Source organism: Roseovarius atlanticus (genome assembly GCF_001441615.1).
Lineage (GTDB): Bacteria > Pseudomonadota > Alphaproteobacteria > Rhodobacterales > Rhodobacteraceae > Roseovarius > Roseovarius atlanticus.
This window is the reverse complement of sequence record NZ_LAXJ01000008.1, coordinates 34,307-56,966: the sequence shown is the minus strand read 5'-3', so window position 1 is coordinate 56,966 and position 22,660 is coordinate 34,307. Positions and strand designations below refer to the sequence as shown.

The window sequence follows — 22,660 nt, the reverse complement described above, 5'->3', positions numbered from 1 at the left end:
AAAATACTCAAAAACAGACCTCACCCCACGCCCAGCGTCTCCAGCAACGCCTTCAGCGCCGCGTGATCCTCCGGGTCATGCGCCACCCTTCGCGAGCGGAACAGTGTCGCCTGACTGCGCAGGATCATCCCGTCCTCCAACGTCTTCAGGTGATTGGCCCGCAGCGTATCCCCGGACGAGGTGATGTCGGCAATTGCCTCCGCCGTCTCGTTCTTCACCGTGCCTTCTGTCGCCCCCTGGCTGTCGACCAGTTGGTAATCGGCCACGCCGTTGTCGCGCAGGAAGTCCCGCACCAGCCGGTGGTACTTCGTGGCGATCCGCAACCGAAAGCCGTGCCGCTCCCGAAACGCCGCCGCCACCGCATCCAGATCGTCCAGCGTGCCCACGTCCACCCAGGCTTGCGGAACCGCCAGCACCAGATCGGCGGCGCCAAAGCCCAGAAGCTCGACCTCTTCCACGACCTGCTCCCAGCCGCCCAGCTTCTCGCGCACCAGGTCCTGCCCGGTCACGCCCAGATGGATGCGCCCCGCCGCCAGCTCGCGCGGGATCTCCCCCGCCGACAACAGCACCAGCTCGACATTCTCGACACCGCGCACGAACCCCGCGTATTCACGCTCTTCCCCACTGCGGCCCAGCTCCACGCCCCGGTCCGCGAACCAGCCGAACGTCTTTTCCATTAACCGGCCCTTCGAGGGCACACCGATCTTCACGCTCACGCCCCGCCCTCCAGCGCCACCACCTGGTCGGGCCGGATGACCCCGCCCACGGCAGGAATCTCGTGGCCTCCGCCCAGCCGCCGGGTCAGCGCGTCATACCGCCCGCCCGTGGCCACCGGGGGCAGATCCGGGCGCTTGGGCACCGAAAAGCCAAAGACGAAGCCATCGTAATACTCCATCTGAGTGCGGCCATAGCTGGCCTCGAACTCAAGGCTGTGCGGGGCCACGCCCGCGCGCTCCAGCGCCTCCAGCCGTTTGGCCAGCGCCTCGACCGCGCTCGCGATCGCCGGCATGTCGACCGCGATATCGCGCAGGTGCTCCAGCGCGTTGTCAGCCGTCTCGCGCACCGCCAGAACCGCGTCCAGCAATTCCACCTCGCGCGCCGCCAGCGGCGGCGTCGCGGCATCCTCGCGCAGCGCCCTGATCCGCGCCGCAATCTCGTCCGGCCCGCGCAGCCCGATCATCGGCGCGTCACAGGCCATAGGGTCCTTGACCGCCAACAGCGCCGCCCGGCTCTCCGGCACCGGCGCCCGCCCCGAGAACCGCTCTATCAGCGCCCGGAACCGCCTTGGCCGCCAGATATGACGGCGCAGCGCCGCCTTGCGCCGCTCGGTCGTCTCCAGCCCGTCGACGGCGGCCATCAGGATGCCGATATCGCCGATGACCGCCTGTAACGGCAAATGCTTCACCGCCTCGTGGATCACCGCGAAAACCCTTGCATCCGCCTCTTCCGGCGCGCGCCGGTCGAACATCTCGAACCCCACTTGCAGGTATTCGTTGGCCCGATCCCGGTCGTCTTCCTGTCGGCGAAAGACTTCGCCCGCATAGGTGTAACAGGCCGGCTCCGCTCCGTGCGCCATGTGCATCTGCACCACCGGCACGGTAAAATCGGGCCGCAGCATCTGCTCGCCGCGCAGCGCGTCCGAGGTCACGTAGGCCCGCGCCCGTATATCCTCGCCATACAGATCCAGAAGCGTGCCCGCCGGTTGCAGCACCGAGGTTTCCACCGGCACCGCACCCGCCGCCTCGAACAGGTCGCGCAGCCGCGCCGCCTCGGCCTTGACCGCCGCACGGTTGTCGGGGGTGATACTCATCCGTCCTGGCCGTCCAGGATCTCGCGCACCTTCGCGACCAGCTGGTCGCGCGGCACCTCGAACTGGCTCGGGCGTTCCTTCCATTCCTCCAGCGTGGCGTTCTCGGCGATCTGCGCCCCCAGCACCAGGTCCTTGATCTGCACCTTGCCCGCGTCGAACTCGTCGCTGCCCGCGATGACCGCGACGGGACTGCCCCGCCGGTCCGCGTATTTCATCTGGTTGCCGAAATTCTTGGGATTGCCCAGGTACACCTCTGCCCGGATGCCCGCGCTGCGCAGCTCCGCGACCATCGCCTGGTACTCCGCCATCCGGTCCCGGTCCATGACGGTCACCACGACCGGCCCCTCGACCGAGCCGCCAATCCGCCCCTTCTCGCGCAAAGCCGCCAGCAGGCGGTCCACGCCAATGGAAACCCCCGTCGCCGGCACCGCCTGCCCTGTGAACCGCTTCACGAGGTCATCGTACCGACCACCGCCCGCGACCGAGCCGAACTGCCGCTTGCGACCCTTGTCGTCAAAGATCTCGAAGGTCAGCTCCGCTTCGTAGACAGGGCCGGTATAGTATCCCAAGCCCCGCACCACGCTCGGGTCGATCACGATTCGGTCCGGGCCATAGCCCTGCGCCGCCAGCAGATCGGCAATCGCCTCAAGCTCCTGAACGCCGTCCGCGCCCATCGCGCTTTCGCCCACCGCGTCGCGCAGATTGGCCAGCGTCTCGGCCGCGTCATCGGATTTCGAGGTCAGAAACGCCAGCACCGGCTTTGCCTGCGCATGGGTCAGCCCCACACCGTCGATGTAAGCCCCCGACGCATCCAGCCGCCCTTCAGTCAAGAGCGCGCGCACGCCCTCCTCGCCCACCTTGTCGAACTTGTCGATGGTCCGCAGAACCGCGTCGCGCTGGTCGCCTTCGTCAAGGCCCATGACCTCCAGCACGCCATTCAAAACCTTCCGGTTGTTCACCCGAATGAGGTAATCCCCGCGCGGAATCCCCACCTCTTCCAGCGTATCCGCCAGCATCGCGCAGATCTCGGCGTCCGCCGCCATGCTGGCCGTGCCCACCGTATCCGCGTCGCATTGATAGAACTGCCGGTACCGCCCCGGCCCCGGCTTTTCATTCCGCCACACCGGCCCCATCGCATAACGCCGATAGGGCGTTGGCAGGTCGTTGCGATACTGCGCGTAAACCCGCGCCAGCGGCGCCGTCAGGTCATAGCGCAGCGCCATCCAGTCGCCCTTGTCGTCCTCGTCGAACTCCTGCCACGCAAAGACGCCCTCGTTGGGCCGGTCGACATCGGGCAGGAACTTGCCCAGCGCCTCGACCGTCTCCACCGCGCTCGTCTCCAGCGCGTCGAACCCGTAGCGATGATAGACCCCGGCGATCTTGCGCAGCATCTCGGCGCGCTCGGTCACCTCGACACCGAAATAATCGCGGAACCCCTTGGGCGTTTCCGCCTTCGGGCGCGGGGCCTTCTTGGTCTTCGCCATGTCCTTAATTCCTTGGCTAAGGGCTTTGCGGCGCGGTCTAGCCCAAGGCGGGGTGCGGGGCAAGCACGGCGCGGGCCCGACTGTGACCCAGCGTCACTTGTTTTCCCCTTGATCACCGGCAGACAAGGTTTGATCATGTTTCGGCACACAGCCCCAAGGTCGCATATGCAAGAGCTTGAAGAGAAAATCGCCCATTTGACCCGCGCCGTGGACGACCTGTCGGACACCGTCGCACGGCAGGAAACGGTGATTGCCCTGCTGAACCGCCGGCTTCAGCTTCTGCTGGAACGCGAGGCCGAGCGCGAAACGGCGCTCGGCGACCGTGAGGTCGTCGGCGACAGCCGCCCGCCCCACTGGTAATGCCCGGCCCGGGCCTGCGGCTCTAGCCGCCCTTGCGGTCCTGCGCCAGAACATCCCCGTCATAGACCAGAACCGTGTTCCACTGCGCATTGCTGCCGAACCGTTCGTAGATGCTGACAAACACCGTGTCGTTCGACAGCCGGTTGATGCGGTTGCCGCACGGCTTGCCCCGGCCCACCCGGCACACCCGCGACTTGAGGTCCTCATAGGCCTTGTCCGTGGTGCTGTAGGGCTGCACCTCCGCGGGCAGGCCATACCGCAACTGCTCGTGGGACTCCGCCCCCGCCAATACCGCGACGGCGGCCGAAAACTGCCGCGCGCAGCCATCGTCGAACCCGGTCAGGTAAAAGGTCCGCAACGCCGTACTGCCCGGCGCACTGTCATAAAGCGCATAGGTGCCGCGCCGCTCGGGGTAGGTCTCGACCTTGCGGCCCATCTGCCCGGCGCTCAGCCCGCAGATCCGCGCAACCTTGCCATAAGGCAGCACCGTACCCGGCGCGACCTCGCTCGTGGCACCCGCCGCGGGCGTGTTGCCACCACCACCTAGCAGGCCAAACAGGCCCCGCTTTTGTGATTTCGGTTCGACTTCGCGCGTCGCGCCATACGTCTCCGGCGGTGTCAGGCTGGCCGTCTTCTCCGCGCCGTCGGCCTCCGCTTCCGGCGCTCGCTCGGCCGCCTGGGCCTTCGGTGCGCCGCCGCCCAAGAGCCGCGCCAGAAACCCGCCACCGGCGGCCTCCTGCTGCGCCTCGGGTCCGGGCACCGCGCCCATGGTCTGGGCATCCTCGGGCAGGTCCTGCTCCGACAGCCGGCCGATTTCGGCCTGCGGTGCGCCACAGCCCGCCAGGGCCAGCACGCACATCAACGCAATTTTCCGCATGGTCCTCCCGGGGTCCACCGCTTCCAGCCAACGATCTAGCCCAGAACCACGATCCGGTCCACTGGCCCGACATCGAACCGGTGGAGTGTTGCCGATCCGAATCACCCGAGGCGGTTCAAAGGTCCTCGACCATCACCACGCCCTCAAGGCTCTTGATCGCGCCCTTGATCTGCGGCGTCACCGGAAACTCGCGGCCCGCGTCGATCTCCACCTCGCCAGGCAGCGCGTGGTCCATCAGGCAGAACCGGATCGGTCCGCGCCCGCCCCGCGCCGCCGTCGCCGGCGCGTTGGTCAGCACCTGCGCGACCGACCCGATGGCGGCCTCGCTGTCGACGAAGATCTTCAGCCCGCTTGCGCCCGCATCCGCGACCACCGCATCGGCGGGCTGCACCGACCGCGCCAACAGCTTCAGCTGGTCGCTTTCCATCGTCGCCTCGACCACGATCACCACCTGGTTGCCGGTCTCCAGATGCTCGCGCGCCACCTCCAGCGTGTCCGAGAACATCGTCACCTCGTAACCGCCCGTGACATCGCTCAGCTGCACGAAGGCAAAGCGGTTGCCCCGCGCCGACTTGCGCTCCTGCCGCCCGGCCACGACACCCGCCATCTTGGCCACTACCGCGCCCGACCGCGCCGCCAGCTCGTTGACCTCGTCCAGCGTCTTGACGTCCTTGCGCTTCAGCGCCGCCATGTAGTCGTCCAGCGGATGCCCCGACAAGTAAAAGCCCACAGCGGCATATTCCTCGGTCAGCCGCTCCGCCGGCAGCCAGTCCTCGACCGGACTGAGCCGCGGCTCCGGCAGGTCCTCGCCCGCCTCGCCGAATAGCGACACCTGCGCCGAGCCCTTCTGCTCGTGGATCGCCGCCGAATAACGCATCAGCGCCTCCAGGCTGTCGAAGACCCGCCGCCGGTTGCGGTCCAGTTCATCGAACGCCCCCGACCGCGCCAGCATCTCCAAGGGTCGCTTGCCCACCGCCTTCAGGTCCACGCGCCGGGCAAAATCATAGAGCGTCACGAACGGCTTCTCGTCGCCCCCGCCCCGGACCTGATCCGGGGCCTCCTCGCAGCCCTCACGCCGCGCCGCCACGATCAGCCGCATCGCCTCGACGCCCACGTTCTTCAGCGCGCCCAACCCGTAATGCAGCACGCCGTCCTTCACCTGAAACGTCGCGTCGGACCGGTTCACACAAGGCGGCGCCCAGGGCAATTCCAGCCCCTTCTTCACTTCCTCGAAATAGATGGCCAGCTTGTCGGTCAAGTGGATATCGCAGTTCATCACCCCGGCCATGAACTCCACCGGATGGTTGGTCTTCAGCCATGCCGTCTGGTAACTGACCACCGCGTAGGCCGCCGCGTGCGACTTGTTGAAGCCGTAGTTGGCGAACTTGTCCAGAAGGTTCCAGACCTCCAGCGCCTTGGCGTCATCGACCCCGTTTTCCTTGGCCCCCGCGATGAACTTGGGCCGCTCGGCATCCATCGCCTCCTGGATCTTCTTGCCCATGGCCCGGCGCAAAAGGTCCGCACCGCCCAGGGAATACCCGGCCATCTCCTGAGCGATCTGCATCACCTGTTCCTGGTAGACGATGATGCCCTGCGTCTCGTCCAGGATATGGTCCACCGACTTGTGCAGGTAATCGCGCTCGCTCAGGCCGTTCTTCACCTCGCAGTATTTCGGGATGTTCTCCATCGGCCCGGGCCGGTAGAGCGCCACAAGCGCCACGATATCCTCGATGCAGGTGGGCTTCATCCGCTTCAGCGCATCCATCATGCCCGAGCTTTCCACCTGGAACACCGCCACCGTCTTGGCCTTGGCATAAAGCGCATAGGTCTTTTCGTCATCCAGCGGGATCTGCCCGATATCGTTCTCGGCCCCCTCGTTGGGCTCGTAGATCCGGCTCCCATCGGCGGCGGTATGCAAATCCCGCCCGCCTGCATGGATCTGCTCGATCGCGTTCTGGATCACCGTCAGCGTCTTCAGCCCCAGAAAGTCGAACTTCACCAGCCCTGCCTGCTCGACCCATTTCATGTTGAACTGCGTCGCCGGCATGTCCGACCGCGGGTCCTGGTACAAAGGCACCAGCTCATCCAAGGAGCGATCCCCGATCACCACGCCCGCCGCGTGGGTCGAGGCGTTGCGCAAGAGCCCCTCCACCTGCATCCCGTATTTCAGCAGGCGGTCCACGACCTCCTCGTTGCGCGCCTCCTCGCGCAGACGATCCTCCTGCGCCAGCGCCTTCTCGATGGAAACGGGCTTCACCCCCTCCACCGGGATCATCTTCGACAGGCGGTCCACCTGGCCGTAAGGCATCTGCAACACCCGCCCGATATCGCGCACCGCGGCCTTGGACAAAAGCGCACCGAAGGTGATGATCTGCCCCACCTTGTCGCGACCGTACTTGCCCTGCACGTATTGGATCACCTCTTCCCGGCGATCCATGCAGAAGTCGATGTCGAAGTCGGGCATCGACACACGTTCCGGGTTCAGGAACCGCTCGAACAGCAGGCTATAGCGCAGCGGGTCGAGGTCCGTGATCGTCAGCGCATAGGCCACGAGGCTGCCCGCGCCAGACCCACGCCCCGGCCCCACCGGGATGTCATGATCCTTCGCCCACTTGATGAAATCGGCCACGATCAGGAAGTAACCCGGGAAGCCCATCCCCTCGATGATCCCCAGCTCGAATTCCAGCCGCTTCTCGTACTCCTCGACCGGCGCCGCATGGGGAATGACCGCCAGTCGCTCCTTCAGGCCTTCCTTGGCCTGCCGCCGCAACTCGTCCACCTCGTCATCGGCGAACCTGGGCAGGATCGGGTCGCGCCGATACGCGCCAAAGGCACAGCGCCGCGCGATCTCCACCGTGTTCTCCAGTGCCTCGGGCAAGTCGGCGAACAGCGTCGCCATCTCGGCGGGCGACTTGAAATAATGCTCCGCCGTCAGCCGCCGCCGCGGCTCGGACTGGTCCACGTAAGCCCCTTCCGCGACGCAGATCATCGCGTCATGCGCCTCGTACATCTTGGCTTCGGGGAAATAGACGTCGTTCGTCGCCACCAGCGGCAGCTCCATGGCGTAGGCCATCTCGACGAACCCGCGCTCGGTCTTGGCTTCCGCCTCCGGCACGCCCGCCTCGCCCCGATGCCTTTGCAACTCCACGTAAAGCCGATCCCCGAAGATCCCCGCCAGCTTCTGCATCAACGCCTCCGCCGCCGGGCGCTGACCCAGTTGCAAGAGCTTGCCCACGGCCCCCTCCGGCCCGCCGGTCAGACAGATCACCGACGCCCCATGCGCCTCCAGATCCTCCACCGTCAGATGCGCCAGCTGCCCGTCCCCGCGCAGATACAGCGCGGAATTGAGCTTCATCAGGTTCTCGTAGCCTTCCTCGTTCTGCGCCAGCAGAACCACCGGCGCGGGCGGCACCGGCCGCTTGCCCGGCTCGGGCGTCATGTATTCCAGGTCCATCTGGCAGCCCATGATCGGCTGCACCCCCGCCCCCTGCGCGGTGACGGAGAATTCCAGCGCGGCGAACATGTTGTTGGTGTCGGTCACGGCCACCGCGGGCATCTGGTGCCGGGTGCAAAGATCGGCCAGCTTTTTCAGCCGCACCGCCCCTTCCAGCAGGGAGTACTCGGTATGGACGCGAAGGTGGATGAATCGGGGGGAACTGCTCATGCCGCCACACTATCCAGCGCCGCCCCCGCCGCCAAGCCCGACATCTGCCCAAATCCGCATCACGCGCGCCCGACCGACGCCGCGTATCCCACACGCGCCATTGCCGTTCCCGCCCGCCTTGCGCTAACAGGGACGGGGGACCGCGAAACCGGGGGGACAACGGCGCGTGACGGAACCGCTGCTCAGCATCGAAGGGCTGACCAAGGCCTATCCCGGCGTGGTCGCCAACGAGGACGTCAGCTTCGACATCCGCGCGGGCGAGGTCCACGCCCTGCTGGGCGAAAACGGCGCGGGCAAATCCACGCTGGTCAAGATGATCTACGGACTGGTCAAGCCCGACAGCGGAACCATGCACTTGCATGGATCACCCTTCACACCGTCCGAGCCCAGCGACGCGCGCCGTCAGGGTGTCGCCATGGTGTTCCAGCACTTCTCGCTCTTCGACGCGCTCACCGTGGCCGAAAACGTCGCGCTCGGCATGGAAACCCCGCCGCCCATGCGCACCCTCGCCGCCCGCATCCGCGAGGTCTCGGAAACCTACGGCCTGCCGCTCGACCCCACCCGTACCGTGGGCGACCTCTCGGCCGGCGAACGCCAGCGGGTCGAGATCATCCGCTGTCTCTTGCAGGAACCCCGCCTGCTGATCATGGACGAACCCACCTCGGTCCTGACCCCGCAAGAGGTCGCGATCCTGTTCGAGACCTTGCGCAAACTCACCTCCGAAGGCGTGGCGATCCTCTATATCTCCCACAAGCTGGAAGAGATCCGCACGCTCTGCGACCGCGCCACCGTTCTGCGCCGGGGCCGAAACGTGGGCACCTGCGATCCCGCGCAGACCACCGCGCAGGCCATGGCCGAAATGATGGTCGGCAGCGCCTTCGCCACCCCCGCCCGGCGCGACACCTCGCCCGGAAAGGCGCGCCTCACGCTCGACGCCCTCTCGGTCCGCGCGCCCTCGGCCTTCGGCACGTCTCTCAAGGACGTCTCCCTCACGCTGCACGCGGGCGAAATCCTCGGCATCGGCGGCGTCGCGGGCAACGGACAGGACGAACTCCTCGCCGCGCTTTCCGGCGAGTTGCCCGTGCCGCAAGGCGCCCTGCGCCTCGACGACACCCCCATCGGCCGCCTGCCCCCGCAGGCCCGCCGCGACCTCGGTCTCTTCGCCGCCCCCGAGGAACGGCTGGGCCACGCCGCCGCGCCCGAGATGAGCCTGACCGAAAACACCCTGCTCACCGGCGCCACCAAGCAGAACCTCTCCAACCGCGGCTTCCTCCACTGGCCTCGTGCGCAAGGCTTTGCCGAGAAGGTCATCGCCGCCTTCGACGTGCGCACGCCGGGGCCGAACACCGCCGTGCGCGCCCTGTCCGGTGGCAACCTGCAAAAATTCGTCATCGGCCGCGAGATGGCGCACGACCCCGAGGTGCTGATCGTCAACCAGCCCACATGGGGGGTCGACGCCGCCGCCGCCGCTTTCATCCGGCAGGCGCTGATGGACCTTGCCGCCAAAGGCGCCGCCATCCTGGTGATCAGCCAGGACCTTGACGAGCTGATGCAGATCTCCGACCGTTTCGCCGCGCTCAACGCCGGCTGCCTGTCGGACATCCACCCCACTGCCGCCCTCACGACCGAGCAGGTCGGCCTGATGATGGGCGGCGCGCATGACATGGAGGTGGCGCATGTCTGAGACCGCGTACAAAGAGTATCTTGCCTCCGGCGGGGATATTTTCGGCCAGAGGAAGACACGGCATTTCGCCCCCTGCACAGGACGCACCCCGTGCTGAAACTCGAGCGCCGCCCCCAACCCTCCCGCACGTGGTCCGCCCTGGCCCCGGTGCTGGCGGTGCTGATCACCATGATCGCCGGCGGCGCGATGTTCGCGGCCCTGGGCCAGGACCCGGTCGCGGCCATCCGCACGATCTTCTGGGATCCGCTCTTCGGCGAGTTTGCCTTCTACTACCGCCCGCAGCTGCTGGTAAAGGCCGCGCCGCTGATCCTCATCGCCATCGGTCTCGCCCTGGGCTTTCGGGCGAACATCTGGAACATCGGCGCCGAGGGGCAGTACATCATCGGCGCGCTCACCGGCGCGGGCGTGGGGCTGGCCTTCTATCCTGCCGAGTCCGCCCTGATCTTCCCGCTGATGGTCGTCGCGGGCGCGCTGGGCGGCTGGGCCTGGGCGATGATCCCGGGCCTTCTCAAGGTGCGCTTCGGCACCAACGAGATCCTCGTCTCGCTGATGCTGGTCTACGTGGCCGAGCAACTGCTGGCCAAAATGTCGCTGGGCCTCTTGCGCAACCCCGAGGGCCGCGGCTTTCCCGGCTCGCGAAACCTGCGCGACTATCCGTCGGCCCATAACGCCGAGATCTTCGCCGATACCGGCATCCACTGGGGTGTGGTGGCTGCGATGATCGCCGTGATATTCGCCTATATCCTGCTCGCCCGGCACATGCTGGGCTTTCACATCAGGCTGGCGGGGCAAGCCCCCCGCGCCGCGCGCTTTGCAGGCGTGAACCCGGCCCGCCTGACACTGATCTGCCTTGGCCTCTCCGGCGCGCTGGCGGGCCTTGCCGGAATGTTCGAGGTCGCGGGCCCCGCGGGCCAGATCAATATCGAGTTCAACGTGGGCTACGGCTTCACCGCCATCATCGTGGCCTTCCTGGGTCGCCTGCACCCGATCGGTATCCTGCTGGCCGGGCTCTTGATGGCGCTGACCTACATTGGCGGCGAAGCTGCCGAATCCAATCTTGGCCTGCCCGCCGCCGCCATACAGATGTTCCAGGGGATGCTGCTCTTCTTCCTGCTGGCCGTGGACGTGCTGACCCATTTCCGCCTGCGGTGGAAAACGACGGAGGTGGTGTGATGAACATCTTTCTCAGAAGATTCTCCATTGCCACAGGCCTGAGCATTCTAATCTTGTTTGTGCTGTCCTTTACGCAACTCAATGTCCTACCCTTGCTGTTTACGCTATTGGTCGTAGAGCCGCAGGTGGGTTGGCTATTTTTTGCAATCCTCGGTGTGCCGTTCGGCGGCTTTCTCGCTCTTTTGTTATTCACACCAAACTCAAAGTTTCTGGTTTACTTGACGGATTTCTGCGGCTTCTGGGTCGGTGGCCTGTTCGGTTCTCTGATCGGCCTTTACATTGCGGACCCACAATTCGAAGAGATTGAGGGTGTTGCGCTTCAACGTGAAGAGGCTGCCGAACTGAATCCAGAGGGGTCGCAATGATGGACCTCTCCGCTATCGACCCCATCCTGCTTTTGGCCGCGCTCATCGTGGCCTCCACACCCATCCTTCTGGCCGCGCTGGGCGAGTTGGTGGTGGAGCGCGCAGGCGTGCTCAACCTCGGGGTCGAGGGCATGATGATCACCGGCGCGATCTGCGGCTTCGCCATCGCGGTCAACACCGGCTCGCCGTTCATCGGCTTCGTGGCGGCAGCCCTTGGCGGGGCCGTTCTTTCCTTGCTCTTCGGCGTCCTGACGCAATTCGCACTGGCCAACCAAGTCGCCTCGGGACTTGCCCTCACCCTATTCGGGCTGGGCCTCAGCGCGCTTCTGGGTCAGGGCTATCAGGGTATCAAGCCGCCGCCCACCCGCGCCCTCGACATCCCCGTCCTCTCGGACCTGCCCATCGTCGGCCCCATTCTCTTTTCCCACGACCTCATGGTCTATCTCGCCCTCGCGCTTGTCGCCGCCGTCTGGGCGATGCTGAAATACACCCGAGCGGGCCTCATCCTGCGCGCGGTGGGCGAGAACCACGACGCCGCCCACGCGCTGGGCTACAAGGTCGTGCGCGTGCGGCTTATGGCGATCCTCTTCGGCGGCGCCTGCGCGGGGCTCGGTGGCGCTTACCTTTCCCTCGTGCGCGTGCCGCAATGGACCGAAGGCATGACCGCCGGCTACGGCTGGATCGCGCTCGCGCTGGTCGTCTTCGCCAGCTGGAAGGCCGGCCGCGTTCTTCTGGGCGCCTGGCTTTTCGGCGGCATCTCGGTGCTGCAACTCAATCTTCAGCCTACCGGCATCCCGATCCCCGTCGAATACCTCTCCATGTCGCCCTACTTGATGACCATCCTCGTGCTGGTCATCATGTCGGGCGACAAATCCCGCGCGCCCGGCTCGCTGGGCCGCATGTTCCATGCCTCGCAGTGAGGCCAACCAACCCAACAGGGAGTTCTCCATGACACTCACCCGCATCCTCGGCGCCGCCGCCCTGACGCTCGGCCTCGCCCTGCCGGCGCTTGCACAGGACAAGACCAAGGTCGGCTTCATCTACGTGGGCCCCGTCGGCGACGGCGGCTGGACCTATGAACACGATCAGGGCCGCCTCGCCGTCGAGGAACATTTCGGCGACCAGGTCGAAACCGTGTTCCAGGAAAGCGTGCCCGAAGGCGCCGATGCCGAGCGCGCCATCACCCAAATGGCCCTGCAAGGCGCGGACCTCATCTTTACCACCTCCTTCGGCTTCATGGACGCCACCATGGCCGTCGCGCAGAAATTCCCGGACGTGAAGTTCGAACACGCCACCGGCTTCAAGACCGCCGACAACGTCTCGGTCTACTCCGCCCGCTTCTACGAGGGGCGCGCGATCCAGGGCCACATCGCCGGCAAGATGACCGAATCCAACATCATCGGCTACATCGCCTCTTTCCCGATCCCCGAGGTCATCCGTGGCATCAACGCCGCCTATATCCACGCGAAAAAGGTCAACCCGGAGGTCGAGTTCAAGGTGATCTGGGCCTACACCTGGTTCGATCCCCCGAAAGAGGCCGACGCCGCCACCGCGCTCATCGACCAGGGCGCCGACGTGATCCTGCAACACACCGACTCGACCGCCCCCCAGGCCGCGGCGGAAAAGGCCGGTGGCGTCATCACCTTCGGACAGGCCTCTGACATGGCCGAATACAAGCCCACCCCGCGCGTCAGCTCCATCATCGACAACTGGGCGCCTTACTATATCGCCCGCACTCAGGCGGTGATCGACGGCACCTGGGAAAGCACCGAGACCTGGGACGGCATCGCCCCCGGCATGGTCGAGATCGGCGAGATCACCGACGCCGTCCCCGCCGAGGTGAAGGAAGAGGCGCTGGCCATGAAAGACGCCATCGCGTCGGGCGAATACCACCCCTTCACCGGCCCCCTGAACCGCCAGGACGGCTCGGCCTGGCTGGCCGAGGGCGAGGTCGCCGATGACGGCACGCTTCTGGGCATGGACTTCTTCGTCGAAGGCCTCACCGCCGAGATTCCGAACTAAGCCTGGAACGCCCCGCCCAACCCGGCGGGGCCCAAGGTCATCCTAGGGTCATGTCGGGGATGACCTTTGCGCTGTTCGTAGGGTGGGTGACAACCCACCACTTTGGTGGGTGACAACCCACGCGCCGTTCACGCTTGCACCCACATTGCGATACCCCCTGCCACCTGCGCTCCCCCCGTCCCGCGCCCGACCCGGGACCTCTCACCCTCAAAATCCCCCTTGCACCGCACCGCGATCCGCGCCCAACTGTCCCCCATGACAGACACCCCGCCCCGCATCTCCGTCGCCCACAAGGGCGCAGGCGCCCGCCTGCACGCGCCCGCCGCCGAGCGCAACGCGGACGCGCTCCTCGACCTGCTGCGCGCCCACGCGCCCGCCTCCGGCACCGCGCTCGAAATCGCCAGCGGCACCGGCCAGCACGTGACGCACTTCGCGACCCACCTGCCCGGCCTCACCTGGCAGCCCAGCGACATCACCGACGACCGCCTCGCCTCCATCGCCGCCTGGTCCACCGATGCGCCCAAGGGTGCTATATTGCCCCCTCTGCGACTCGACGCCACGCAAGCCGGCTGGTCCGGCACCCACAAAGGCTTCGCCCTCGTCCTGCTGGTCAATCTACTGCACCTGATCCCGACCGATGCCGCCCGCACGCTCATCGCCGAGGCCGCGCAGGCGCTTGCCCCGGATGGCCGCTTCATCGTCTACGGCCCTTTCCTGCGCGACGGCAAGGCCACCTCGGACGGCGACGCACGTTTCGATGCCGCCATCCGCGCCGATCATCCCGAAGCGGGCTACAAGAACGACGCCGACATGGTACGCTGGTCGGGCGAGTCAGGGCTGGACGTCATCGCGCGCATCGAGATGCCGGCCAACAACCTGGCCCTTGTAATGGTACGATCACAGGAGACGTCATGATCCGGTTTCTCGTCGCCGCGCTGGCCCTTTGCCTGCTCACCCTGACCTCTGCCTGCGCCGGGCCGCGTTTCGGCGACAACGATCCGGTCGACTGGGACGGCCCGCCGCCCTGGAACTACGACATCCACGGCATCGACGTCGCCCGCTTCCAGAACGATATCGACTGGGGCCGCGTTGCACAGTCCGGCATCGAATTCGCCTTCATCAAGGCAACCGAGGGCGGCGACCGGCTCGACCCCAAGTTCGCCCGCAACTGGGCCGGTGCGGCGCAGGCGGGCGTTCGGCGCGGCGCCTACCACTTCTACTATTTCTGCACCCCGCCCGAGGTGCAGGCCCGCTGGTTCATCCGCAACGTCCCGCGCGAAGGCGGCGCCCTGCCCCCGGTGATCGACCTGGAATGGAACCCCTACTCGCCCACCTGCACCACCCGCCCGCCGGGCGCCGAGGTGCGCCGCCAGGCGCGGGTCTTCATGGACATCCTGGAACGTCACTACGGCCAGCGCCCGATCATCTACACCACGCTGGAATTCTACCGCCAGACCGGCATCGGCCAGCTGAACGAGGAATTCTGGCTGCGCTCCACCGCCCGCACGCTCGCCACCACCTATCCCGGCCAAAGCTGGAGCTTCTGGCAATATACCGGCACCGGCGTCGTGCCCGGCGTGGCGGGCGGGGTCGACATCAACGTCTTCGCCGGCAACCGCGCCACCTGGCAACGCTGGCTTCGGGCGCGCACCCGCTGACGCCCACACGCCCCATACCCCAAAGCCCCCGTCCCGGGCCTGACCCGGGACCTCCAGAGCGAAACGCACGAGCCCGCCCCGAACGCTCCATTAAGAAACGCGCCGGGCACATGGCACCGACGCGTTACGCCTTGAATACCGACGTGATACCGACGCGGGTTTCAGGCCGTTAACACCTTGAGTCGCGGCCCCTCACCCATCCTTGCGGATGGTCTCGTTTTTCGGGTCATACGGGCTGTCGCAGGTCACGGTCGCGTCCCACAGCGTGTCGAACATCTTGACCTTCAGCTTGGTGCCTTCCACCGCCAGATCGGGCTTCACATAGCCCATCCCGATCGACTTGCCGAAATGCACCGAATACCCGCCCGAGGTCAGCCGTCCGACGCGTGTGCCATCCTCGGTGTAAAGCACCTCGCGGCCCCACGGATCGGCATCCTCCGGCCCGTCGATCAGAACCGTGCAGCATTTCGAGCGCACACCCGTTTCCTGCAATTTATCCTTGCCGTGGAAGTCCTTATCCAGATCGACAAAGCGCGGCAGGTCGGCCTCCAGCGGGGTCGCGTCGCGGCCCAGCTCGTTGCCGAAGGCGCGATAGGATTTCTCCTGCCGCAACCAGTTCTGCGCCCGTGCCCCGACCAGCTTCATGCCATGTTTCTCGCCCGCCTTTTCCAGCAGGTCGAACAGGTAATTCTGCATCTCTATCGGGTGATGCAACTCCCATCCCAGCTCGCCGGTATAAGCCACGCGGATCGCCTTCACCGGGCACATCCCCAGCTCGATCTCGCGGCAGGACAGCCACGGAAAACGCTTGTTGCTCAATGCCGTAGCCGGATCCGCATCCTTGATGACCTCGTTCAGAACGTCACGCGACTTCGGCCCCGCGATGGCGAACACACCCCATTGCGTGGTCACGTCCTGGATCTCGATATACCCGAATTCCTCGGCCTTCTCCTCGGCTGCCTTGCGCAGGTAATCGGCGTCGTATTCGGTCCAAGCCCCTGCGGAGACACAGTAATACTGGTTTTCGGCCTCGCGCACGATGGTGTATTCCGTGCGCGTCGTGCCCATCGCGGTCAGCGCATAGGTCAGATTGATCCGCCCCACCTTCGGCAGCTTGTTGCAGGTGAACCAGTCCAGGAACGCCGTCGCCCCCGGCCCCTTCACCACGTGCTTGGTGAATGCGGTTGCATCGATTAGGCCCACGCCGTTACGGACCGCCTCTGCCTCGGCCTTGGTGTGCTCCCACCAGCCGCCGCGTCGGAACGACCGCGCGTCGTGGTCAAAGCTGTCCGGCGCATCCAAGGGCCCGAAATAGTTGGGTCTTTCCCATCCGTTGACGAACCCGAACTGCGCGCCACGCGCCTTCTGCCGGTCGTAGGCGGGCGCCGTGCGCAGCGGGCGGCAGGCGGGCCGCTCCTCGTCCGGGTGGTGCAGGATGTAGACGTGCTCGTAGGCTTCCTCGTTCTTGCGCGCCGCGAACTCGGTCGTCATCCAATTGCTGGAATACCGCTTGGGATCGAGGCTCGCCATGTCGATCTCGGCCTCGCCCTCGACCATCAGCTGCGCGAGGTAATAGCCCGTGCCACCGGCGGCGGTGATGCCAAAGCTGAAGCCTTCGGCCAGCCACATGTTGCGCAGCCCCGGCGCGGGGCCAACCAGCGGGTTGCCATCGGGGGTATAGCAGATCGGACCGTTGTAATCGTCTTTCAAACCAACGGTTTCCGTCGACGGAATCCGGTGGATCATCGACATGTATTCTTCCTCGATCCGCTCCAGATCAAGCGGGAAGAGGTCGGCGCGGAACGTATCCGGCACCGAGTACTCAAAACGCGCCGGCGCGTTCAACTCGTAGGGCCCGAGAATCCAGCCGCCACGCTCTTCGCGCACGTACCACTTGGCGTCGGCATCGCGCAGAACCGGGTGCTCCTCGCCGCCCTCCTGGCGGTACTTGACCAGCTCGGCATCGGGCTCGGTCACGATGAACTGGTGCTCCACCGGGATCGCCGGCATCTTGATGCCCAGCATCCGCGCGGTGCGCTGCGCGTGGTTGCCGCTGGCGGTCACAACATGTTCAGCCGAAACCACAATCTGCTCGTCCGAGGGAACGAGGTTGCCGCCCTTCTCGACCATCTTGGTCAGCGTCACGTCCCAGTGATCGCCCTTCCATTCAAAGCCGTCGGCCTGCCATTTGCGCTCGATCATCACGCCGCGTTGGCGAGCGCCCTTGGCCATCGCCATGGTCACGTCGGCGGGGTTGATATAGCCGTCGGTCGGGTGATAGATCGCGCCTTCCAGGTCGTCGGTATTGACCAGCGGCCACCGCTCCTTGATCTGCGCGGGCGTCATCCACTCATAGGGCACGCCACAGGTCTCGGCGGTCGAGGCGTAAAGCATATATTCATCCATACGCTCTTTGCTCTGGGCCATGCGCAGGTTGCCCACGACCGAGAAGCCGGCGTTCAGCCCGGTCTCTTCCTCGAGGGTCTTGTAGAACTTGATCGAGTAGTCATGAATATGCGTCGTGGCATAGGACATGTTGAAATAGGGCAGCAGGCCCGCGGCGTGCCAGGTCGAGCCGGAGGTCAGCTCGTCACGCTCGATCAACATGACATCTTCCCAACCTGCGCGGGCCAGATGATAGGCGATCGAGGTCCCGACGGCACCGCCGCCGACGATCAGTGCTTTGACTTGGGTTTTCATGCCATCCGACTCCCTTGGCAGGTCTGCTGGCGTGCGTTGTATCACGCCTGTAAACATGCGGCGGGTCCATCCGACATGTCACAGAACAAAAACGACGCGCCGCGCCCATACTCGGGCACGACGCGTTCAGGTTTCGTTAAGACCGCTCTGGTCTAGTCGCAGAAACTTCCCACGCAGCGTTGGCCTGACTTGGCGCTGCCGCTGGACAATTCGAGCCGCTTGGGCTTGGCCGCCGGTTCCGTGGGTTGAGGCGTCAGCGATGCGCCCTCCTCGCCACCGGTGACCTGGTCGATCAGCTTGGACAGCAGGCCGCTGGGTTGCACGCCCTTCGACGTGTCGCATTCCAGCCGCAGCGCGCCCATGTCAAAGCTGCAGCTTCCCTGCGGCAGATCATGCTTGCGCTCGAACCCGCTGGCGGCGATGGCCATGCCCATCTCCATCTCCTCGTCCGTGGCATTGCGGGCCGCGCGGAACGTCTCGAACTCGACAAGGTCGATGGGCCTGGAAAAGATCAACCCGGCATCGCGGTCGCTGCTTTCCTCGTCGACCTGCATCAGGATCTTGCCGCCCGATGAGGCGTCCATGTCCCGCGCCCGATTGGCCGCGGCGATCACCGCGGTGTCTTGCGCATTCGACGACTGCCCGGTGCCGAGCGGCATGTCGGTGGCCCCGCTGAGCGCGGCAAGCTCTGCCCGCAACTCGGGCGACATTTCCGGCTCGGGCGCATTTGCGGCGCGGGCGGCGGCAGCGGCGGTCTCGGCGTCGGCCACCATCATCACGGTGTCGACCATCTGTTTGACGTCCGCCTGCACTTCTTCGGCGGATTTGCCCGCCATCACGGCTTCGCGCCCGCGATAGTAACCCAGTTCGATCAGCCCGCTCAGGTCCGTGACCTTGCCGCCAGTGATGTCCACGTCACCGCCCATGCCGCCAAGTCGCATCGAATAGGCGCTCAGAACCATGGCTCCGGTATCGATGTTCTCGATCTTGTACTGTGCTTCCAGCGCCCGCAGGCCCAGGAACTCCGATTTAAGACGGCGCAATTCCACGCTCAGAGCCACCGGGTCGATATCGTCGGGCAGTGTCGCGTCGTTGCCGACACTGGGCACAGGGCGCGGCAGCAGGTCGTTCAGGCCGTCATAGTCGATCCGGCTCAGGATTTCCTGCGTGGCGTCGCGCGACGCGTTGGCGTGAACGCGCAGATGCACCTCGTGTCCAAACCCGATCGACCCTTCCAGATAGCGAAAATGATAGGGCCGCTCGCCATCATGCCCCAGCTTCTCGGTCAGTCCGAAACCGCCGGTCACACCGTATCCCACGTTGCGGTCGAAGGCGTCCATCATGACACCGTCCATTGCACTGGCCACGATCCCTATAAGAGAGTTCGAACTGGGCCGTTCCACCAAGCGCACCTCAACGAACACGGTCTCAGTGCCGCGTTGATAGATCCACGACCGCGTGGCGCGTTCCTTCAGCTGCTTGACGTGATCGCGGGCCTCCATCTGCTGCAAGAAACCCTTGCCGGCGGAGTTGCTCATGTCCCCGTCCAGCATCGCCTCGGGCGGCAGGATCGCACTGTCGTCGCCTTCCAGCAGGGCACGCCGTTCCCATCCCTCGGGCGCCTCGGGCAGGTAAGCCAAGCCACCCTGACGCCAGCGGCTCTTGCGCTCGCGTTCGGCAAGGTCGGACAGTTTCTCTTCCTTGGCGGAACTGAACCTGTTCGGAATGGTCTCGATATACGCGCCGGGCGTCATCTGGCCCAACGAAAAGCCCGCCCTGTTCGACTGGTCGTAGTAATCGACACCGGCCAGGATGGTCCCGGCGGTCAGAACGAACCCGATGGAATACGCGTTTATCATGCCCTGCTCCGCAAACTGTTTGCGACAGGACATGCCAGCCAATTCGGGCAGGATTGGGATGGCTGCGGGGCGATTTCCCGGCGCGTCCTACTCGCCCAGCGCGATGCCCTCGCGCCGCGGGTCGGCCCCGCCTTGCAATGTCTCTCCGAGCGAAATGGCGTGCAGGCCGGAGACCAGCACTTGCGGCGCCATCTCGAAACCCATTGCCTCCAGGTCTGGCAGCAGGTCCATTGCGGCCGTTCCAACCTCGACGTCAAAGGCACCGAAGCGGTTGACAAGGTGAGGCATATCAATCGCCGCCTGCACGTCCAGCCCCCAATCGAGATGCGCGATGATCGTCTTTGCCACGTAGCCGATGATGCGGCTGCCGCCCGGGCTGCCCACGGCCAAGACAGGTGCGCCATTCTTCATTACGATGGTCGGCGCCATCGACGAACGCGGCCTCTTGCCGGGCTCCACCCGATTGGCAATGGGGCGACCATCCTCGTGGCTGGCAAACGAGAAATCCGTCAACTCGTTGTTCAAAAGGAACCCCCGCACCATCAGCCGCGAGCCGAAGGCGTTCTCGATCGTGGTGGTCATCGAGGCCACGTTGCCGAACCGATCCACAATCGAAACATGCGACGTCGAGGGAAGCTCGATCGAGGCATCGTCCCCCCAAGCACGCGCATGATCGAAATCCGGCTCTCCGGCTTCGACGTCCGGCAAGGCCGTGTCTCGCTTCAGGAGTTCTGCACGCTCCGCAAGGTAGCCCGCGTCCAGCAGCCCCTTCACCGGCACCGGCACGTAATCGCTGTCGGCCATGTAACGGCCCCGGTCGGCAAAGGCCAGCCGGCTGGCATCGCCGATCAGCCGCCACGCCTCAGCGCTGTCCGGCCCCATCTCCCCGATGTCGTAGGGTGCCAAAAGCCGCAGGATCTGCCCCACGGTCAGCGCGCCCGAGGACGGCGGGCCCATGCCGCACACCTCGAAACCGCGATAGGGCGCACAGACCGCGTCACGCTGTTTGACGCGGTAAATCGCAAGATCGACCGCAGCCATGACGCCGGGATTGCCCTCTGCCTGCCTCACGGTCGTTACGATGTCGGCAGCGATATCACCCGTGTAGAACGGCGCGGCACCCTCTTGGGCAAAGCGACGCAAGGTGTCCGCATAGGCTGCATTCTTCAAGCGTTCGCCCGGTCGAATGCGCTGGCCGCCGGGGAAGAAATAATCGCGCGTCGCCTCGAAGCGGAACAGTCGGATGGCATCCTGTGCCACCATCGCGGCCAGGCGCGGCGACACCTCGAACCCGTTCTCCGCAAGCGTGATCGCCTCTGCAAACAGGCTGTCCCATGCGGCACGCCCCCATTTCGAATGCGCTTCCGCCAGCAATGCAGGGGTGCCCGGCACACCCACCGACCGCCCGCCGACCACCGCGTCGAAAAATGAAAGGGGCTTACCCGCATCGTCCTGAAACAGCGTGGGTGTAGCAGCCAGAGGCGCCGTTTCCCGCCCGTCTAGCGTCGTCAATTCCCCGCTGTCAGCGTCGTACCACACCAGGAAAGCTCCGCCGCCCAGACCGGAACTTTGCGGCTCGACGAGGCCCAGCACCAGTTGCACCGCTACCAGCGCATCCGCCGCCGTGCCGCCGTCGCGCAAGACTTGCGCTCCGGCCTCGACCGCCAGCGGGTTGGCCGCGGCCACCATCCAGTTCTGCGCCTCGACGGCTCGACCCGCCTCCTTGGCCTTGAGCGCGGCGGCAACGGCAGCGGACGTGCTGACCGCGCCTGCGCCCGCGCCCTCGGGCTGAACCTCGTCGGCAACCTGCTGTGCCACCGACATCCCGGCCAGACAGGGGGCAACAGACAAAACAAGGCTGGCAAGCAAAAGGCGCATTGCAATACTCCGGCATTTCTCGCCCCGGCGGGCGGTTACAGCATCGACGGCACGACCTGGTCCGGCGGACGGTGTCCATCGTCGAAGGTCTTGATGTTCAACAAAACCTTCTCACCCATTTCCAGCCGCCCCTCGACCGTGGCCGAGCCCATATGCGGCAGCAGGACGACATTCTTGAGCTCGCGCAGGCGCGGATTGATGGCGCCGGCGTTTTCGTAAACGTCCAGCCCCGCCCCGGCGATCTCTCCGGCCCGCAGCATCCGCGTGAGCGCATTCTCGTCCACCACCTCGCCCCGACTGGTGTTCACCAGCACCGCGTCGGGCTTCATCAGTTTCAAGCGCCGGGCGTTCATCAGGTGAAACGTCGACGGCGTGTGCGGGCAGTTGACGCTAAGTACGTCCATCCGCGCCACCATCTGGTCAAGGCTTTCCCAGTAGGTCGCGCACAGATCGTCCTCGATCTCGGACCGAAGCCGATTCCGGTTGTGGTAGTGCACCTGCATCCCAAAGGCCGCCGCCCGCCGCGCCACCGCTTGCCCGATCCGGCCCATGCCAAGGATGCCAAGCCGCCGTCCCGCGATGCGCCCGCCCAGCATGGCGGTGGGCGACCAGCCGGGCCAGTCCTCTTTCTGCATCATCGAAAGCCCTTCGGGGATGCGCCGGGTCACACTCAAGATAAGGGCCATGGTCATGTCGGCGGTGTCATCGGTCAGTACGCCGGGCGTGTTCGATACCAGGATGCCGCGCTGCCGGGCGGTGTGGACGTCGATATGATCCACCCCCGCGCCGTAATTCGCAATCAACTTCAGCCGTTCGCCCGCCTGCCCGATCAGCCCGCCGTCAATCTGGTCGCTGAGCGTCGGCACAAGCACATCTGCCGTCTTGACCGCCTCGACCAGCGCCTCGCGGCTCATCGGCTTGTCATCTTCGCGCAGCGTGACGTCGAACAGTTCCTGCATCCGTCGCTCTACGACGTCCGGCAGGCGTCGCGTTACGACAACACTCAGTCGACCAGATGGCATGAAGCGTCTCCCCCGTCTTCCATAATGCGCTTTCTTCTGTACAGTGACGCAGGACGCCTCGGGGCACAAGAACCCCGGGTCAGATGAGTGAGCAGTAGTGACGC

Annotated in this window: 17 protein-coding genes; 8 read left to right on the top strand and 9 right to left on the bottom strand. The window is 65.6% G+C overall.

The annotated features are described in order from the left end of the window. Positions 1-20 precede the first annotated feature (20 nt). Genes hisG through hisS form a run of 3 tightly spaced genes read right to left on the bottom strand, consistent with a single transcriptional unit; the run spans position 21 to position 3,294 of the window. Entirely contained in the window at positions 21-716 is a 696-nt protein-coding gene (gene hisG, locus XM53_RS09110) for an ATP phosphoribosyltransferase (RefSeq protein WP_057792532.1), read from the bottom strand. Further along, positions 713-1,810 carry an ATP phosphoribosyltransferase regulatory subunit gene (locus XM53_RS09105; protein WP_057792530.1) on the bottom strand — a complete coding sequence of 366 codons (1,098 nt, stop codon included), beginning with the start codon at positions 1,808-1,810 and terminating at the stop codon, positions 713-715. Before XM53_RS09105 ends, hisG begins: the two co-directional genes overlap by 4 nt. After that, on the bottom strand, positions 1,807-3,294 hold the full coding sequence (gene hisS / locus XM53_RS09100; RefSeq protein ID WP_057792528.1) for a histidine--tRNA ligase: 1,488 nt from the start codon (positions 3,292-3,294) through the stop codon (positions 1,807-1,809). Before hisS ends, XM53_RS09105 begins: the two co-directional genes overlap by 4 nt. Before the next feature lie 165 nt (positions 3,295-3,459). Between hisS and XM53_RS09095 the strand changes: the two genes are divergently transcribed. Beyond that, positions 3,460-3,654, top strand: a complete 195-nt coding sequence (locus XM53_RS09095) for a SlyX family protein (RefSeq protein WP_057792526.1) — start codon at positions 3,460-3,462, stop codon at positions 3,652-3,654. A 22-nt stretch (positions 3,655-3,676) separates the two neighbouring features. Here XM53_RS09095 and XM53_RS09090 read toward each other — a convergent pair whose 3' ends face one another. After that, a complete protein-coding gene (locus XM53_RS09090) occupies positions 3,677-4,531 on the bottom strand; it encodes a hypothetical protein (protein WP_057792524.1) in 855 nt (284 codons plus the stop codon). Positions 4,532-4,646: 115 nt separating this feature from the next. Beyond that, the gene (dnaE, locus tag XM53_RS09085) at positions 4,647-8,195 is read right to left on the bottom strand and encodes a DNA polymerase III subunit alpha (RefSeq protein ID WP_057792522.1); all 3,549 of its coding nucleotides are present in this window, start codon (positions 8,193-8,195) and stop codon (positions 4,647-4,649) included. A gap of 166 nt (positions 8,196-8,361) precedes the next feature. On the opposite strand from dnaE, the gene XM53_RS09080 reads away from it, so the two are divergent. The 7 genes from XM53_RS09080 (at position 8,362) to XM53_RS09050 (ending at position 15,097) form a co-directional block, all read left to right on the top strand. Continuing rightward, positions 8,362-9,879, top strand: coding sequence for an ABC transporter ATP-binding protein (locus XM53_RS09080; RefSeq protein WP_057792520.1), 1,518 nt, complete (start codon positions 8,362-8,364; stop codon positions 9,877-9,879). A gap of 90 nt (positions 9,880-9,969) precedes the next feature. Further along, positions 9,970-11,052, top strand: a complete 1,083-nt coding sequence (locus tag XM53_RS09075; RefSeq protein WP_057792518.1) for an ABC transporter permease — start codon at positions 9,970-9,972, stop codon at positions 11,050-11,052. After that, a complete protein-coding gene (locus tag XM53_RS09070) occupies positions 11,052-11,417 on the top strand; it encodes a hypothetical protein (protein ID WP_057792516.1) in 366 nt (121 codons plus the stop codon). Before XM53_RS09075 ends, XM53_RS09070 begins: the two co-directional genes overlap by 1 nt. Beyond that, a complete protein-coding gene (locus XM53_RS09065; RefSeq protein ID WP_057792513.1) occupies positions 11,417-12,337 on the top strand; it encodes an ABC transporter permease in 921 nt (306 codons plus the stop codon). The genes XM53_RS09070 and XM53_RS09065 overlap by 1 nt, the downstream gene beginning before the upstream one ends. A 28-nt stretch (positions 12,338-12,365) precedes the next feature. Next, positions 12,366-13,439, top strand: a complete 1,074-nt coding sequence (locus XM53_RS09060; protein ID WP_057792511.1) for a BMP family ABC transporter substrate-binding protein — start codon at positions 12,366-12,368, stop codon at positions 13,437-13,439. A 255-nt stretch (positions 13,440-13,694) separates the two neighbouring features. Then, the gene (locus XM53_RS09055) at positions 13,695-14,354 is read left to right on the top strand and encodes a DUF938 domain-containing protein (RefSeq protein ID WP_057792510.1); all 660 of its coding nucleotides are present in this window, start codon (positions 13,695-13,697) and stop codon (positions 14,352-14,354) included. Next, on the top strand, positions 14,351-15,097 hold the full coding sequence (locus tag XM53_RS09050) for a GH25 family lysozyme (RefSeq protein WP_057792507.1): 747 nt from the start codon (positions 14,351-14,353) through the stop codon (positions 15,095-15,097). The genes XM53_RS09055 and XM53_RS09050 overlap by 4 nt, the downstream gene beginning before the upstream one ends. Positions 15,098-15,289: 192 nt before the next feature. Here the strand turns inward: XM53_RS09050 and XM53_RS09045 are convergent, their stop codons facing one another. From XM53_RS09045 to XM53_RS09030, 4 genes are all read right to left on the bottom strand, one after another. Beyond that, positions 15,290-17,797 carry a GcvT family protein gene (locus tag XM53_RS09045; protein WP_057792505.1) on the bottom strand — a complete coding sequence of 836 codons (2,508 nt, stop codon included), beginning with the start codon at positions 17,795-17,797 and terminating at the stop codon, positions 15,290-15,292. Between the two features lie 152 nt (positions 17,798-17,949). Continuing rightward, positions 17,950-19,656 (bottom strand): hypothetical protein, encoded by a 1,707-nt coding sequence (locus XM53_RS09040; RefSeq protein WP_144435498.1) that lies wholly within the window; start codon positions 19,654-19,656, stop codon positions 17,950-17,952. A gap of 87 nt (positions 19,657-19,743) precedes the next feature. Then, positions 19,744-21,534, bottom strand: a complete 1,791-nt coding sequence (gene ggt, locus XM53_RS09035; RefSeq protein WP_057792500.1) for a gamma-glutamyltransferase — start codon at positions 21,532-21,534, stop codon at positions 19,744-19,746. Positions 21,535-21,569: 35 nt separating this feature from the next. Continuing rightward, positions 21,570-22,556 (bottom strand): 2-hydroxyacid dehydrogenase, encoded by a 987-nt coding sequence (locus XM53_RS09030; protein WP_057792498.1) that lies wholly within the window; start codon positions 22,554-22,556, stop codon positions 21,570-21,572. Positions 22,557-22,660: the final 104 nt, after the last annotated feature.

Coding starts and splice junctions, on each gene's coding strand:
- XM53_RS09105 (WP_057792530.1), bottom strand. CDS start 1,810: ATGAGTATCACCCCCGACAACCGTGCGGCGGTCAAGGCCGAGGCGGCG.
- hisS (WP_057792528.1), bottom strand. CDS start 3,294: ATGGCGAAGACCAAGAAGGCCCCGCGCCCGAAGGCGGAAACGCCCAAG.
- XM53_RS09095 (WP_057792526.1), top strand. CDS start 3,460: ATGCAAGAGCTTGAAGAGAAAATCGCCCATTTGACCCGCGCCGTGGAC.
- XM53_RS09090 (WP_057792524.1), bottom strand. CDS start 4,531: ATGCGGAAAATTGCGTTGATGTGCGTGCTGGCCCTGGCGGGCTGTGGC.
- dnaE (WP_057792522.1), bottom strand. CDS start 8,195: ATGAGCAGTTCCCCCCGATTCATCCACCTTCGCGTCCATACCGAGTAC.
- XM53_RS09070 (WP_057792516.1), top strand. CDS start 11,052: ATGAACATCTTTCTCAGAAGATTCTCCATTGCCACAGGCCTGAGCATT.
- XM53_RS09065 (WP_057792513.1), top strand. CDS start 11,417: ATGGACCTCTCCGCTATCGACCCCATCCTGCTTTTGGCCGCGCTCATC.
- XM53_RS09060 (WP_057792511.1), top strand. CDS start 12,366: ATGACACTCACCCGCATCCTCGGCGCCGCCGCCCTGACGCTCGGCCTC.
- XM53_RS09055 (WP_057792510.1), top strand. CDS start 13,695: ATGACAGACACCCCGCCCCGCATCTCCGTCGCCCACAAGGGCGCAGGC.
- XM53_RS09050 (WP_057792507.1), top strand. CDS start 14,351: ATGATCCGGTTTCTCGTCGCCGCGCTGGCCCTTTGCCTGCTCACCCTG.
- XM53_RS09045 (WP_057792505.1), bottom strand. CDS start 17,797: ATGAAAACCCAAGTCAAAGCACTGATCGTCGGCGGCGGTGCCGTCGGG.
- XM53_RS09040 (WP_144435498.1), bottom strand. CDS start 19,656: ATGATAAACGCGTATTCCATCGGGTTCGTTCTGACCGCCGGGACCATC.
- ggt (WP_057792500.1), bottom strand. CDS start 21,534: ATGCGCCTTTTGCTTGCCAGCCTTGTTTTGTCTGTTGCCCCCTGTCTG.
- XM53_RS09030 (WP_057792498.1), bottom strand. CDS start 22,556: ATGCCATCTGGTCGACTGAGTGTTGTCGTAACGCGACGCCTGCCGGAC.